Source organism: Actinocorallia aurantiaca, from assembly GCF_039533685.1.
Classification (GTDB): Bacteria; Actinomycetota; Actinomycetes; order Streptosporangiales; family Streptosporangiaceae; genus Actinocorallia; species Actinocorallia aurantiaca.
Map to the genome: position 1 here is coordinate 175,876 of NZ_BAAATZ010000012.1, position 12,154 is coordinate 188,029.

The 12,154-nt window shown below is 71.4% G+C and carries 14 protein-coding genes; 7 read left to right on the forward strand and 7 right to left on the reverse strand.

Annotation, left to right across the window (positions count from 1 at the left end; all coding sequences use genetic code 11):
* Positions 1-47: 47 nt before the first annotated feature.
* Together ABD327_RS15905 and ABD327_RS15910 are read right to left on the reverse strand one after the other, a co-directional pair.
* Positions 48-590, reverse strand: coding sequence for a YdeI/OmpD-associated family protein (locus tag ABD327_RS15905; RefSeq protein WP_344451147.1), 543 nt, complete (start codon positions 588-590; stop codon positions 48-50).
* Positions 587-994: a VOC family protein gene (locus ABD327_RS15910; protein ID WP_344451148.1), complete on the reverse strand. Its 408-nt coding sequence runs from the start codon at positions 992-994 to the stop codon at positions 587-589. The genes ABD327_RS15905 and ABD327_RS15910 overlap by 4 nt, the downstream gene beginning before the upstream one ends.
* Positions 995-1,103: 109 nt before the next feature.
* Here ABD327_RS15910 and ABD327_RS15915 point away from each other — a divergent pair, with 109 nt between their 5' ends.
* On the forward strand, positions 1,104-2,063 hold the full coding sequence (locus tag ABD327_RS15915; RefSeq protein WP_344451149.1) for a helix-turn-helix transcriptional regulator: 960 nt from the start codon (positions 1,104-1,106) through the stop codon (positions 2,061-2,063).
* 259 nt (positions 2,064-2,322) lie between these two features.
* Here ABD327_RS15915 and ABD327_RS15920 read toward each other — a convergent pair whose 3' ends face one another.
* Both ABD327_RS15920 and ABD327_RS15925 read right to left on the reverse strand, forming a co-directional pair.
* On the reverse strand, positions 2,323-2,937 hold the full coding sequence (locus ABD327_RS15920) for a hypothetical protein (RefSeq protein WP_344451150.1): 615 nt from the start codon (positions 2,935-2,937) through the stop codon (positions 2,323-2,325).
* Positions 2,938-3,549: 612 nt separating this feature from the next.
* The gene (locus ABD327_RS15925; protein WP_344451151.1) at positions 3,550-3,996 is read right to left on the reverse strand and encodes an ATP-binding protein; all 447 of its coding nucleotides are present in this window, start codon (positions 3,994-3,996) and stop codon (positions 3,550-3,552) included.
* Between the two features lie 178 nt (positions 3,997-4,174).
* Between ABD327_RS15925 and ABD327_RS15930 the strand changes: the two genes are divergently transcribed.
* Together ABD327_RS15930 and ABD327_RS15935 are read left to right on the forward strand one after the other, a co-directional pair.
* Positions 4,175-4,990 carry a helix-turn-helix domain-containing protein gene (locus ABD327_RS15930; protein ID WP_344451152.1) on the forward strand — a complete coding sequence of 272 codons (816 nt, stop codon included), beginning with the start codon at positions 4,175-4,177 and terminating at the stop codon, positions 4,988-4,990.
* A complete protein-coding gene (locus ABD327_RS15935) occupies positions 4,978-5,163 on the forward strand; it encodes a DUF397 domain-containing protein (protein ID WP_344451153.1) in 186 nt (61 codons plus the stop codon). Before ABD327_RS15930 ends, ABD327_RS15935 begins: the two co-directional genes overlap by 13 nt.
* 245 nt (positions 5,164-5,408) lie before the next feature.
* On the opposite strand, the gene ABD327_RS15940 is transcribed toward ABD327_RS15935, so the two are convergent.
* A complete protein-coding gene (locus tag ABD327_RS15940) occupies positions 5,409-6,041 on the reverse strand; it encodes a TetR/AcrR family transcriptional regulator (RefSeq protein ID WP_344451154.1) in 633 nt (210 codons plus the stop codon).
* Positions 6,042-6,149: 108 nt separating this feature from the next.
* Between ABD327_RS15940 and ABD327_RS15945 the strand changes: the two genes are divergently transcribed.
* Entirely contained in the window at positions 6,150-7,739 is a 1,590-nt protein-coding gene (locus ABD327_RS15945) for an ABC-F family ATP-binding cassette domain-containing protein (RefSeq protein ID WP_344451155.1), read from the forward strand.
* Between the two features lie 97 nt (positions 7,740-7,836).
* On the opposite strand, the gene ABD327_RS15950 is transcribed toward ABD327_RS15945, so the two are convergent.
* Entirely contained in the window at positions 7,837-8,259 is a 423-nt protein-coding gene (locus tag ABD327_RS15950) for an ATP-binding protein (protein WP_344451156.1), read from the reverse strand.
* Between the two features lie 236 nt (positions 8,260-8,495).
* Here ABD327_RS15950 and ABD327_RS15955 point away from each other — a divergent pair, with 236 nt between their 5' ends.
* Both ABD327_RS15955 and ABD327_RS15960 read left to right on the forward strand, forming a co-directional pair.
* Positions 8,496-9,866, forward strand: a complete 1,371-nt coding sequence (locus ABD327_RS15955; protein WP_344451157.1) for an NsdA family TPR-like regulatory protein — start codon at positions 8,496-8,498, stop codon at positions 9,864-9,866.
* Positions 9,859-10,749: a phosphotransferase enzyme family protein gene (locus tag ABD327_RS15960; protein WP_344451158.1), complete on the forward strand. Its 891-nt coding sequence runs from the start codon at positions 9,859-9,861 to the stop codon at positions 10,747-10,749. Before ABD327_RS15955 ends, ABD327_RS15960 begins: the two co-directional genes overlap by 8 nt.
* A gap of 113 nt (positions 10,750-10,862) precedes the next feature.
* Here the strand turns inward: ABD327_RS15960 and ABD327_RS15965 are convergent, their stop codons facing one another.
* Positions 10,863-11,492 (reverse strand): ACT domain-containing protein, encoded by a 630-nt coding sequence (locus ABD327_RS15965; RefSeq protein ID WP_344451159.1) that lies wholly within the window; start codon positions 11,490-11,492, stop codon positions 10,863-10,865.
* A gap of 127 nt (positions 11,493-11,619) precedes the next feature.
* Between ABD327_RS15965 and ABD327_RS15970 the strand changes: the two genes are divergently transcribed.
* The gene (locus ABD327_RS15970) at positions 11,620-12,141 is read left to right on the forward strand and encodes a nucleotide exchange factor GrpE (RefSeq protein ID WP_344451160.1); all 522 of its coding nucleotides are present in this window, start codon (positions 11,620-11,622) and stop codon (positions 12,139-12,141) included.
* Positions 12,142-12,154 lie beyond the last annotated feature (13 nt).

Genomic DNA, 12,154 nt, shown 5'->3' on the forward strand with positions numbered 1-12,154 from the left:
GGCCTTCCGGCGTTCTTGTTTTCGCTGACGGAACCGGCGCCCATCCCTCAGCGAGCCGACAGCTCGGAGACCGCCTTCCGCAACCGGGCCGCACGCCCGGCGGGGGTCCTGGCCTTCAGCAGCGGCAGGATCACCAGGTAGCGCCCGGTCTTGTCGAGTGCCTCGAAGCGGGCCGCGGCTTCCGGACGGGCCGCCAGTTCCTCGGCCAGATCGGACGGGACGGTGACGTCGCGCTGGGCGGCGTAGGCCCCTTCCCAGCGGCCGTCGGCCTGCGCGGCGGCCACCTCCGCCAGGCCCGGCGGACGCATCCGCCCCTCGGCGGTCAGCGCCTCCACCTTCTCGACGTTCACCCGCGACCAGGGGCTGCCCTTCCGGCGGCGCGAGTACCGCTGCAGGAAGAACCGGTCGTCGTAGGACTTCCTCTGGCTGTCGATCCAGCCGTAGCAAAGCGCGACGTCCAGCGCCTCCACGACCGTGAGCGAGGCGACGCCCGACCCCTTCTTGGCGACCTTCAGCCAGGCGCCGCCCTCGTCCCCGTGATGCCCGGCCAGCCACGACTCCCACTGGGCGGCGTCCTCGAAGTGCATCATCGACCCAGGACCTCCAGGTAGTGGCGGTTGTACATGAAGCCCAGCACGTTGCCGAACGGGTCGACCACTGCGGCGGTGACGAATCCTTCGCCGCGTTCGGTGACCGGCATGTACGGCTCGGCCCCCAGGGACAGCAGCCGGTCCAGGGTCGCCCGCACGTCGTCGACGTGCCAGTAGAGGATCGCCCCGCCGGGAGCGGCAGACGCCCCCGGCGGGGCGAACCTCCGGTCGACGATGCCGAGTTCGGCCTGGTAATCGCCGACCCTGAACTCGTAGTAGGCGGCCGGCTGCCCGTCGTCCGGTCTTTTGAAGTACGGCTCGACTCCCAGCAGCTCGGCGTACCACTTCCCGGCCGCTTCCACATCGTCGGCCCACAGGTTGACGGTCGAAAACCCTCGCAACATCGTGCTCCCTTCGCCGCCGCGAACCGGCGACTCGCTTCCGTTCGACACCCCTGACATTAGGAAGCCAACAGGTCAGCGAATGTCCTCTTAGGACGGCAGGATGGAATTCATGCGAGATCCCTCCGACCGACTGCTGCGCCTGCTGTCCTTGCTCCAGACCCCTCGCGAGTGGCCGGGCCCCGAGCTGGCCGAACGCCTCGACGTCACCCCCCGCACGATCCGCCGCGACGTGGAACGGCTGCGCCGGCTCGGCTACCCCGTCCACGCCGTCCAGGGCAACATCGGCGGCTACCGCCTGTCCTCCGGTACGGCCATGCCGCCGCTGGTCCTGGACGACGACGAGGCGATCGCCGTCGCGGTCGGCCTCAGCGCCGCCGCCACCGCCGCGATCACCGGCGTCGAGGACGCCTCCCTGCGCGCGCTGGCCAAACTGGAGCAGGTTCTCCCTTCACGGCTGCGCCACCGGGTGACCGCCCTGTCGGAAGCCGCCGTCGTCCTCCCGCCCCGGGACGCCTCCACCGCCGAGGCCACGACCCTGGCCACCCTGGCCGCGGCCTGCACCGCCCACGAGAAGGTCCGCTTCGCCTACGCCAAACCCCACAGCGACCCCACCCGCCGCCTGGTCGAACCACACCAGCTGGTCGTCGTGGAGCGCCTGTGGTACCTGGTCGCCTACGACGAGGACCGCGCCGCCTGGCGCTCCTTCCGCGCCGACCGCATCAGCGAGGTCCACCGCACCGGCGTCCGAGTCCCCGCCCGCGACCTGCCCGGAGGCGCCGACACCAGAACCTGGGTGACCCGCGCGATGCCGCCCCGCGACGTCCGCGCCCGCCTGCTCCTCCACGTCCCCTTCGACCAGGCGGCAGTACAGATCCCCACCTGGCAGGGCACCCTCGAACCGGTCGATGACGCCTCATGCCTGCTGCACACCGCCCCCGACTCCCCCCGCCACCTGGCCCACCGCATCACCCTCCTCCCCGTGCCCTACACCCTCCTCGACCCCCCGGAACTCGCCGCGGAACTCCGCACGATCGCCGAACAAGCCACCCACGCCATCCGCCACCTTTGACCCTTCCCTTCACCTCAAGGGCCTGTCGACTATCCGCCTTCTCCGGCACCCGCGCCTCCAGCGGGATCCTGCCGATCCATCGGAAGAAAGAAGGTCAGCGGGAGTGCTTGGCGTTCTTGAGGCGGGACATGGGAAGGGCTGGGATCCAGCGGGACTTGAAGGGCGGGTTGTCGAACGTCCAACTGCGGGGGAGCCGTCGGCCTTCCACGCCTCCTCGTCGGCTGGGGACATGTCCGGGAGCGGAGGGCCGGCCCGGCGGTCAGCGTTCGATGTCGTGCCGCATGGCGGCGAAGAGCGCCGTGATGAGGGCGAGGTCCTCGTCGGTGTTGCCCGCGCCGGGGAAGCCGATGAGCCCGACGGTGTCCTCGTCGTACCAGGTGCAGGCCATGTCGCCGTCCTCCGGCGTCATCGTCCAGCCGCACTCGACCTCGCCGCCGAGCGGCCCCGGGCTCGCCGCCGCCGAGGACGGGTTGACGAGGCCGCCGAAGTCCCCGTACACCACGTCGTAGATGGCGTTCTTGAGCTTCTGCGGCGACGTCCCCGGGGCCACCTCGGTGGCGACGACGAGCGACGCCTCGCCGTCGCCGTCGTCGTCCTCCGACGGCACCAGGAAGTAGGCGACCAGCGATCCGCCCGCCGCCCCCTCGGGCAGGTCGTAGATCACGTTCTTGGGTACGCCGATCCGCGACCGGACCATGCCGCCCGCCTTGTCCACCCGCTTGATCGTCCGCTCCCCCGGGGCCGACGTGGGCTCCCTCGGCTCGGGCGGATCCGGGTAGCGCTCCCCGGAGCATCCCGCGCCCAGCACCATCAGCGCCAGCCCCACGGCCGCGAGCCGCGCCGCCGCGCCCCGGCCGCCCCCGCTCCGTCCCACCCTGCGCCCTCCCGTCCTCTGCCCTCCACCCGCCACCCCACCGGCCGGGGCGCACCCCCGCCAGTGACCCGTGTCCCGTCCCGCCCGGGAGGCGCCCGGCGGACCCGGGTGCGGCACCGGCCCGGAACCCTTATGGCCACCAGCCAGACCTCCTTTCCTGTCGGGGGTGGGGATCTCCACGGGCGGAGCGTGCGCCTGACCTGATGTGAGCGGTCCCCTCCCTCCGGCAGGAGGGGAAAGGCCCACCGTGGCGGCATCTGAGCCGCGGCGCCCTGACCCTCACCGGAGCCGTGGCGATGTTCGCCGTGCCCGGCCCAGGCACGCAGGTCGGAGAAGCGCCGCCAGGCGATGCAGAAGGTCTCGCCGGCCACCTCCTCGGCGAGAGCCCGGCCCGCCACCGTCACCGCGTAGGCGAAGACCTTCGGATGACACTCGTCGTAAAGGGCGGTGAAGCGCTCCGCGGAATCCAAACCGTCCCCTTTCCTGGGTTCTGTCTTGGGTAGTGCGCAGAGACGGCACGTTCTTACGCGGCGGTGGCGACTTTCCTCTTCCTCGCTGAGGAGGAACGCGGCACCGAGGACCCGCTGTGCATGGTGGCCGCCGGGTGCCGGTTCACCGTTTTCTCGAGAAGGCCGCCCATACCCATTTGCCGCCGTGCGGGTCGGGGGTGCAGCCGCTTCGGGTGGCGAGGGAGCGGACGATGAGGAGGCCGCGGCCTCCGTTGTCGTCTAGGGAGTCCGGTGAGAGGTCGAGGTCCTCCAGGGTGAGTTCGGCGGGAGGCCGCGGGCGGGGCAGCCGGGGGCTGGAGTCCCAGACCGCGATGACGACGTCGCGGGCATCGCGGACGAGTTCGAGGCGGATCTCCTCGCCCGGCGTCTCCTTGGCCGCGTTGGACACCAGTTCGGCGACCACCAGCAGGGCGTCGTCCAGGATGTCGAGATCGCCCCACCTGCGGAGACGTTGTCCCGCGAGGGTGCGGGCCAGGCCGGCGGAGGCGGGGGAAGCGAGCAGGGGCAGGAGCAGGTGGTCGATCGCGGTGCTGCACCGGTCGTCGGTCATGGGCGTGGCCTTCGTTCTAGCGTTGGTTCCTCGTTCCGCACACCAGTGAGCCACCGGGCCGATACCGTGCGTCACAAAGCGCGTGACAAAGCCTTACAACCGGAGAGAGAAGGCCGCTTCTGCTTTCACCGCGGTTTCCCCGCCCTCTGCCCGGTTTCACGACAAGGAGGACGCCGGAATGGCCGCTCGGCGCAAGAGAGGCTCCGTATCGCCGACCCTGCTGGCGTTCGGCCGCCAGCTCCGCCGCCTCCGCGAAGCCGCGGGCCTCTCCCAGGAGAGCGCGGGACGCCGTGCCAACGGAGGACGGGGAGTGACCAGCCAGTACGTCGGCCAGGTCGAGAGCGGCCGCACCCGCTGCACCCGCGAGTTCGCCGCCACCATGGACGCCGAGCTCGAAGCGGGCGGCAGGCTCCTGGAACTGTGGGACGACCTCGTCCTCGACTCCGCGTTCCCCACCTGGTTCGACTGGCCCAACATCGAAGCCGAAGCCGTGATGATCCAGTCCTACCAGCCTCTGCTCGTCCACGGCCTGCTCCAGACCCCCGGTTACGCGAGCGCGATACTCCGCAGAGCGGAAGCCGTTGAGGCCCGTCTGAACCGGCAGAAGATCCTGACCCGGCAGCAGCCCGACCCCCCGCTCTTCTCGCTCCTGCTGGACGAAGTGGCGCTCCACCGGGAGACCGGAAACTCCACGGTCATGCGTGAGCAGCTGCAACACCTGATGAACATCAGCGAACTTCCCAACGTCATCCTCCAGCTCGTCCCGAGCCGAGGAGAGCATCTGGGGAACAGCGGGGCCTTCAACCTCGCCACGCTGGACGACAGAAATGAGGTCGCCTATGTTGAGTCGACGATCCGCGGCCTGACGATCAGCGACCCCGACGAGTTGTCCGTCCTCTCGCGAACCCTGTTCGAGGTGAGGTCCCTCGCGCTTCCCGCTACCCACTCCCGGGAAATAATCCAAAGGACGATCAAAGAACGATGGATCCAGTAGAGCCGACATGGCGCAAGTCGAGTTACACCACCGCCAACGGCGGCGACTGCGTGGAGCTCGCCCAGAACCCCGAAGAGGTAGCCGTCCGCGACAGCAAGAACCCGGACGGCACGCGCCTGCGCTTCACGCCTCGCGGCTTCCAGAGCCTGGTCCGGGGCATCAAGGAGTCCTGAAGACGCCCGCCCGCACTTCACACCGCACGGCTTCCAGAGTCTGCTCCGGGGCATCAAGCGATCCTGAAGACGCCCGCGTAGACGGCGGCCAGGGTGACGGACACAGCCCGGGGCGCGCCCTCACCGTCTGACGCTTCGACGTACTTCCGCAACGCGGAAGGCCGGGCTTCTGCGTTGCTCGCGGATCCTCGACCCGTGGAGACTCCCGTCCGCGCTCGGGAGGTCTGTGGCGGCCTCGGCCGGGGTCATCGGGAGAAGACGCCTGCTCGGGCGGCGGCCAGGGCGGCGGTCACGGCTCGGGTCGTGTCCTCCGGGGAGACGGGTTCCGTGGTGATGCAGAGGCGGTAGTAGAGGGGGGCGACGGTGGCGCGGATGAGTTCCTCGGCGTCGGTGGCGGCGGGGAGTTCGCCTCTCTCCACGGCTCGGTGGACCACCGCGGCGGCCTGGCGGTGGCGGGTCGTCAGGTAGGAGCGCAGGGCCAGGGCGGCTTCCGGGGTCTGGGCGGCGGCCGCGACGAGGGCGCGGGTGACGGGGCCGGTGAGGGGGTCGGTGAAACCCTCGACGACCTGGGCGGCCAGGGATCTCAGGTCTTCGGAGAGGGAGCCGGCGTCGGGGAGGGGCCAGGGGTCGGCTTCGGCCAGGCCAAGGGCGTCGGCGGCCAGGGCGGCGGGGGTGCGCCAGCGGCGGTAGACCGTCGTCTTGTGGACGCCGGAGCGGATCGCGACGCTTTCCACGGTCAGGCCGGAGAAGCCCTTCTCGGCCAGTTCGGCCAGGGTGGCCCGGCGGACGGCTTCCCGGGTGCGGGCGGTGCGGCCTCCGGGGCGGACGGTGCCCGCACTCTCCAAAGGCGACTCTGTTGCATTAGCGGTCTTCTTCATGGCATGCTCAGACTAAGGCAACCTCGTTGCGTTAGGGAGGCGGCAGTCGCAGAGCAGGCTGCGGGTGTCGTGCCCTCCCCGTCCCATCCCCGTCACGAAAGGTCCTTTTTGCCCACTCAGCTCTCCCTCCGCGGGATCTCCAAGTCCTACGCCGGCCGGGTCGTCCTCGACCAGGTCTCGCTGACCGTCAAGCCCGGGGAACGGGTGTGCGTCGTCGGAGAGAACGGTTCGGGCAAGTCCACCCTGCTCCGGCTGGCCGCCGGGCTGGAGGCTCCGGACGACGGCGAGGTCGTCGTCTCCGCTTCCGGCGGGGTGGGGCATCTCGCCCAGACGCTGGAACTGCCCGCCACGTACACCGTGCGGCAGGCCGTCGACGCCGCGCTCGCCGACCTCAAGGCGATCAAGCGCCGCATGCGCGAACTGGAGGCGGACCTGACGGAGGAGCGGCTGGCCGAGTACGGCGAACTGCTCGACGTCTACGACCTCCGCGGGGGCTACGAGGCCGAGGCGCGCACCGGGGCGGCGCTCCAGGCGCTCGGGCTCGGGCACGTGGAGGACGGCAGGCCGCTCGGTTCCCTGTCGGGCGGTGAACGGTCCCGGCTGGGGCTGGCCTGCCTGATCGCGGCGTCCCCCGAACTGCTGCTGCTGGACGAGCCGACCAACCATCTGGACGACGGTGCCCTCGCCTGGCTGGAGGACGGGCTGCGCGCCCACCGCGGCACCGTCGTGGCCGTCTCCCACGACCGCGTGTTCCTGGAGCGGGTCGCGACCTCGATCCTCGAGGTCGAGAACGGCGCGGTCACCCGTTACGGCAACGGCTACTCCGGCTACCTCGCGGAACAGGCCGCGGCCCGGGAGCGCGCCCGTCAGGCGTGGCTCGACTGGTGCGAGGAGCTGCGCGAAGCAGAACGTTTCGCCACGACCACCGCGCACCGCGTCGCTCACGGGCGCGTCATCAAGGACGGCAACAAGATGGCCTACGACCGTGCCGGGGGCCGCGTCCAGAGTTCCGTCTCCAGCCGCGTCCGCCAGGCGCGGGAGCGCATCCGCCGCCTCCGGGAATCCCCCGTCTCCGAACCTCCCGAACCCCTGCGCTTCTCCGGCGCCTTCACCCCGGGCGCGACGGACGGCCCGCTCGTCTCCCTGCACGGCGTCCGCGTCGCCGACCGGCTGTCCCTCGACGGTTTCGCCGTCCATCGAGGCGAGCGCGTCCTGGTGACCGGCCCCAACGGTTCGGGGAAGAGCACCTTCCTGAAGCTCCTGGCCGGCGAGCTCGCCCCCGACGCCGGCACAGTCCACCGCAGAGGCCGCATCGCCCACCTCCCCCAGGACCCTTCCGTCCCCGATCCGTCCCGCACCCTCCTGGAGTCCTTCGCCGAAGGACGCCCGGACGGCGCCGAGGAGCGCCTGCTCTCCTTGGGCCTCTTCCGTCCCGAGGCGTTGCGCACTCCCCTCGGCTCCCTGTCCACCGGCCAGCTCCAGCGCCTGTCCCTGGCCCGCCTGCTGACCTCCCCCGCCGACCTCGTCCTCCTGGACGAGCCCACCAACCACCTCTCCCCCAAGCTCGTGGCCGAACTGGAGCAGGCCCTGGCCTCCTATCAGGGCGCCCTCGTCCTGGTCACCCACGACCGCGCCCTTCGAACGGGTTTCACCGGCACCCGCCTCGACCTCCGCCCGAACCACGCTTCGATCCGCTGAGACAAGGGCCGAACGAAGAGGCGAGCGAATCGACGACGCACCGAGAAACACAGGACCGGCGTCGGGCATCACGATGGCGGCCGACCCGAGTGCGCCCTCAGGGCAGGGGCCAGGCGGCCCAGACGCATTTGCCGGTGGGGGTGGTGTACCAGTTCCAGTCGTGGGCGAGTTGGTCGACGAGTTCCAGGCCTCGGCCGCCCTCGTCGTCGGGGGCGGGGGCACGGCGGGTCGGGGGTGTCGGGGAGGGGTCGTGGACCTCGGCCAGCAGGTGGGTGGGGGTGAGGCGGAGTTCCACGCGGAGGGGGGAGCCGGATTCGGGGGCGGCGTGGAGGAGGGCGTTGGTGACGAACTCGCTGAGGACCAGGGAGCAGTCGTCGGTCAGGTCGGCCAGGCCCCATTCGGGGAGGCGGGCGCGGGCCAGGCGTCGGGCCCTCGAGACCGCGGAGGGGGCGGAGGGCATGCTGAGCCCGTCGGATTTCAGGGTGGGGCCGCCCTTCATCGGGCGGGGGGATGACGGCATGGGCGAATCCGATCCGGGACGGAGATCCTGACCGGACCACGGTGTCGGAGGACCTCCGCCGCGTCGATCGCGGCCGGAACACGGAATCACGCGTGCGGGGGGCTCCGGACGGCTGTTTTCGCGATTCGATCACGGAAAATCACAAAGACAACACGCTGAGTGACGATCGTGCTTAGGCTGGGAGCCCCCGAATAGCTCGTGGGGCTCCGTGGTCTCCCCCTGTATCGGAGGGCTGCATGGCCCGTGGTGAACATCGTCCCAGTTGCGCGCGTGAGTGGCGGGCACGTGCCGCCCGCGAGGGCTGGACCGTCGGCAGGACCGTCCAGGCCATCAGGGACTGCTGCGGTGTGAGCCCGCTCAAGGCGCACCGGCTGGCCCGCGGCTGGACGGCCAGGGTGACGGTCGCGCACCTGGAGTCGCTGTGCCGGCGCGAGGGGCTCGGCGCCCCGCACGTCAACATCGACCTGCTCAACGCCTGGGAGAACGGGCGGTCGCGGCCCCGCCCGGACTCCCAGGACCTGCTGGCCAGGCTCTACAAGGCCAACGCGGTGCGGCTCGGGCTCGCCGCCGACTACTGCGAGGAGGACGAGTCCGCGCTGGAGGGCACGGCCGTCGCCCCCTCCAGCGGTCGGCGGCTGCTCGCCGAGGTCGAGGAGATGCGCCGCCGCATGGATCTGACCCTGTCCCGCGGCACTCTCAGCGAGGGCCAGCTGGACCTGCTGGACGAGGCGCTCCTGCGGTACCGGCGCGAGTACCCCGCCGCCCCTCCGCTGCCGATGCTGGGCCGGCTGATGCGCGAGTTCACCGAGCTCCAGGCGCTCTGCGCGCGACGCCAGCCGGCGAGCGTCCAGCGGCGCCTGTCCCACATGACCGCGGCCCTGTCCGTCCTGACCGCCGACAGCCTGATGAAGCTCGGCGACATCCGACAGGCCCACGCCTGGTACGGCACCGCGCGGACCGCCGCCGACGACACCGAGGACCCGCGGCTGCGCGCCCTGGTCCGGGCGCACGAGGCGATGCTCCCCTACTACTACGGGGACCTGGAGGAGGTGGTGCGGCTGGCCCGCGAGGCCCAGGCCATCGCCCGGGGCTCCGCCTGCTCGCCCACCGCGCTGGCCGCCGCCGCGGAGGCCCGCGCGCTGTCCCGGCTCGGCGACGTGCGGGGGGCGCGCGCCGCGCTCGAGCGCACCCAGCAGATCTACTCCCGGCTGAGCGGCCAGACCGGCCGGGCGTTCGACTTCACCGAGCAGCGGTTGTTCCTGTACCTCAGCGGGATCCACGCCCACCTGCCCGACACCGGGCGGGCCCTGGAGGTGCAGGGGCAGGCTCTGGCCCTGCAGCCGGGGCCCGGCCCGGTCCCCGTCCTGGACCCGGTGTTCATCCGCCTCGACCAGGCGGTGACGCTGGCGCGGTCGGGCGACGCCGTCGTCGCCTGCCGGCTCGGGGAGGAGACCCTCCGCAGGACTCCCCATGGTCACCGAACCGACATCGTCTATGCCAAAGCCCGTGAAATCCTCGCCGTCATTCCCTCCGGCCGGCGACCGGAGGCCCTGGAAGGCCTCCGGGACGCCCTGCACCCAGAAGGATCCCGTCCTCCCCATGTCTGACCTCGCCTCCGAAGCCAGGGTCGTCCTCGACAAGGCCTGCCGCCACGTAGGGCTCGACCCCTCCGACGCCGACCTGCTCCGACTGCGCAGCAACGCCGTCTTCAAGCTCCGCGCCCCCGTCATCGTGCGGATCACCACCTCCGCCGGCGGCCCCGAGCGGCTGCCCGCCGTCCTGGCGATGACCCGCTGGCTGCACGCCCGGGGCTTCCCCACCGTCCGGCCCCTGGACGACGTCGAGCAGCCCGTGCACATCAGCGACGCCACCATCACCTTCTGGCGGCACGTCCCGGCCTGCGCGACCCCGCCGCACACCGCCGACCTGGGCGAGCTCCTGCGCAGGCTGCACGAGCTGCCCGCCCCGCCGGTCGACCTGCCCGCCTTCGACGACCCGCTGCGCGGCATCCGCCACGACGTGCACTACCGGCCGGGCGTCCTCACCCCGCGGGAGCGCTCCTGGCTGATGGACCTCATCGCCGAGCTGGACCAGGAGTGGAAGGCCCTGCCCTTCGGCTCCCCGCCGACGACGCTCCACGGCGACGCCTGGATCGACAACCTCCTGCGCCACCGCGAGGGCCACCCCGTCCTGTGCGACTGGGACTCGGTCTCCACCGGCCCCCGCGAGTGGGACCTCATCCACACCCACCACGGCCGCCGCCGTTTCGGCCTCACCCGCCCCGACGTGGAGTCCTTCACCGACGCCTACGGCTACGACCTGCGCTCCTGGCCCGGCTACGACTCCCTGATGCGCATCCGCGACGTCTTCGCCGTCGGCATCCACATCCGCAACGCCCCGGGCGACCCCTTCTCCCGCCGTGAACTGGCCCGCCGCCTGCACACGCTCAGGACCGGTTCGCTCACGGGGACCTGGCGGCTGCGCCCCTGACGAGAACCGCCCGCGCGGTCGTCGGGCGGCTCAGCGAAAGACAAGGAAAGGCAAGGCGAGGGGTGATTCCTCCCCCCTCGCCGTCAAATCTCGAAGATCTCGCGGTCCCGGTCTCAGATCAGGAGGGCGACCCGGTCCCCCAGCACGGATTCCGCGGCCTGGACGAGCTGCTCCAGCCGGAGCATCTCCGACAGGTGGAACTCCGGCGCGTTGGACCGCGCCACCAGGAGGGCCGCGTCGACGCCCGACAGGGGCGCCAGGCCGTACTGGGTGCCGTCGGCGCTCTGGAAGGCCCGGTAGCGCAGGGGCTCCAGGTCGGCCGGGGGCTCCGCGGCCTCGCCTCCGGGGCTGGTGTGGAGGAACTTCCCCGGCCCGACGTGCAGGACGCCCGCCCAGTCGGCGGAGAGGATCCCGGGCAGGGCGTCGGCGAGGATCAGGAGGCCGTCCGCGGGGTTGGTCGCGAGCTGGCCGATGAGGGCGACGTCGGGGTGCAGGCCCTGGGGTTCGACGGTGGGCCACAGGCCCTCCACCTTCACGCCGGGGACCGCGTCGAGGCCCGCGATGAGCCGGTCGGCCGAGGCGCCCGAGGGCCAGGTGACGGTGATGTCGTCCAGGGCGCGTCCGGACTCGTTCTCCAGAACGTACAGCTGGATCACGTCGGCGCCGGCGGCCCCCAGCGTGCGGGCCACCTTGCCCAGTGACCCGGGGCGATCGGGAAGACGAACCCGGATCCGCAAAAGCATCGGCGCCTCCTATAAACGTTCCGTGCCTTTATGTTGCCATATGTACATTTCGATGCTGTTACCCGATCGTGTCTTTTCCCCAAGTCGCCCTATCGTCAGGGTCAACCGACCTATAGGGTTTCTCCACGTGTCCAGTACGCCCGGTCCTCCAGAAGAAGGCCAGCCGCCTGAGGTGACCCTGGCCGAGCTGCGCGACGCCCTGCTCGGGCTGTCCGCGCGCGCAGACCGCGAGCACGAGCGCGCCAAACACCGGGAAGAGATCATCGACCGGCTGCACCGGGAGAACCAGCAGCTGCGCCGGGGCGAGCTGCAGCAGCTGCACGAGCCCGTCCGGGGCGCGCTCTACCGGCTCTACGACCTGGTCCGACGCGCGGAACTGGACCCGCCGGACGGCGACCACGTGGCCCCCCTGCTGAGAATGATCGGCGACGAGCTCTCCGAGGCGCTCGGCCGCACCGGGGTCGAGCTCTTCGAGGTCGAGTTCGGCGAACCCTACGACTCCGCACGGCACCGGCCCCTGGGGAGCGAGCCCGTCACCGACCGCTCCCTCGACGGCAGGGTCGTCGAGGTCTGCGCCGACGGATTCGCCCGCGGGGAGCTCGTCGTGCGCAGAGCACAAGTCCGTGTCGGCAAGTATCAGGAAGACTGAGGGCACCGAGGGC

Coding starts and splice junctions, on each gene's coding strand:
- ABD327_RS15955 (WP_344451157.1), top strand. CDS start 8,496: ATGGCCCGTGGTGAACATCGTCCCAGTTGCGCGCGTGAGTGGCGGGCA.
- ABD327_RS15940 (WP_344451154.1), bottom strand. CDS start 6,041: ATGAAGAAGACCGCTAATGCAACAGAGTCGCCTTTGGAGAGTGCGGGC.
- ABD327_RS15960 (WP_344451158.1), top strand. CDS start 9,859: ATGTCTGACCTCGCCTCCGAAGCCAGGGTCGTCCTCGACAAGGCCTGC.
- ABD327_RS15915 (WP_344451149.1), top strand. CDS start 1,104: ATGCGAGATCCCTCCGACCGACTGCTGCGCCTGCTGTCCTTGCTCCAG.
- ABD327_RS15910 (WP_344451148.1), bottom strand. CDS start 994: ATGTTGCGAGGGTTTTCGACCGTCAACCTGTGGGCCGACGATGTGGAA.
- ABD327_RS15950 (WP_344451156.1), bottom strand. CDS start 8,259: ATGCCGTCATCCCCCCGCCCGATGAAGGGCGGCCCCACCCTGAAATCC.
- ABD327_RS15925 (WP_344451151.1), bottom strand. CDS start 3,996: ATGACCGACGACCGGTGCAGCACCGCGATCGACCACCTGCTCCTGCCC.
- ABD327_RS15965 (WP_344451159.1), bottom strand. CDS start 11,492: ATGCTTTTGCGGATCCGGGTTCGTCTTCCCGATCGCCCCGGGTCACTG.
- ABD327_RS15930 (WP_344451152.1), top strand. CDS start 4,175: ATGGCCGCTCGGCGCAAGAGAGGCTCCGTATCGCCGACCCTGCTGGCG.
- ABD327_RS15905 (WP_344451147.1), bottom strand. CDS start 590: ATGATGCACTTCGAGGACGCCGCCCAGTGGGAGTCGTGGCTGGCCGGG.
- ABD327_RS15935 (WP_344451153.1), top strand. CDS start 4,978: ATGGATCCAGTAGAGCCGACATGGCGCAAGTCGAGTTACACCACCGCC.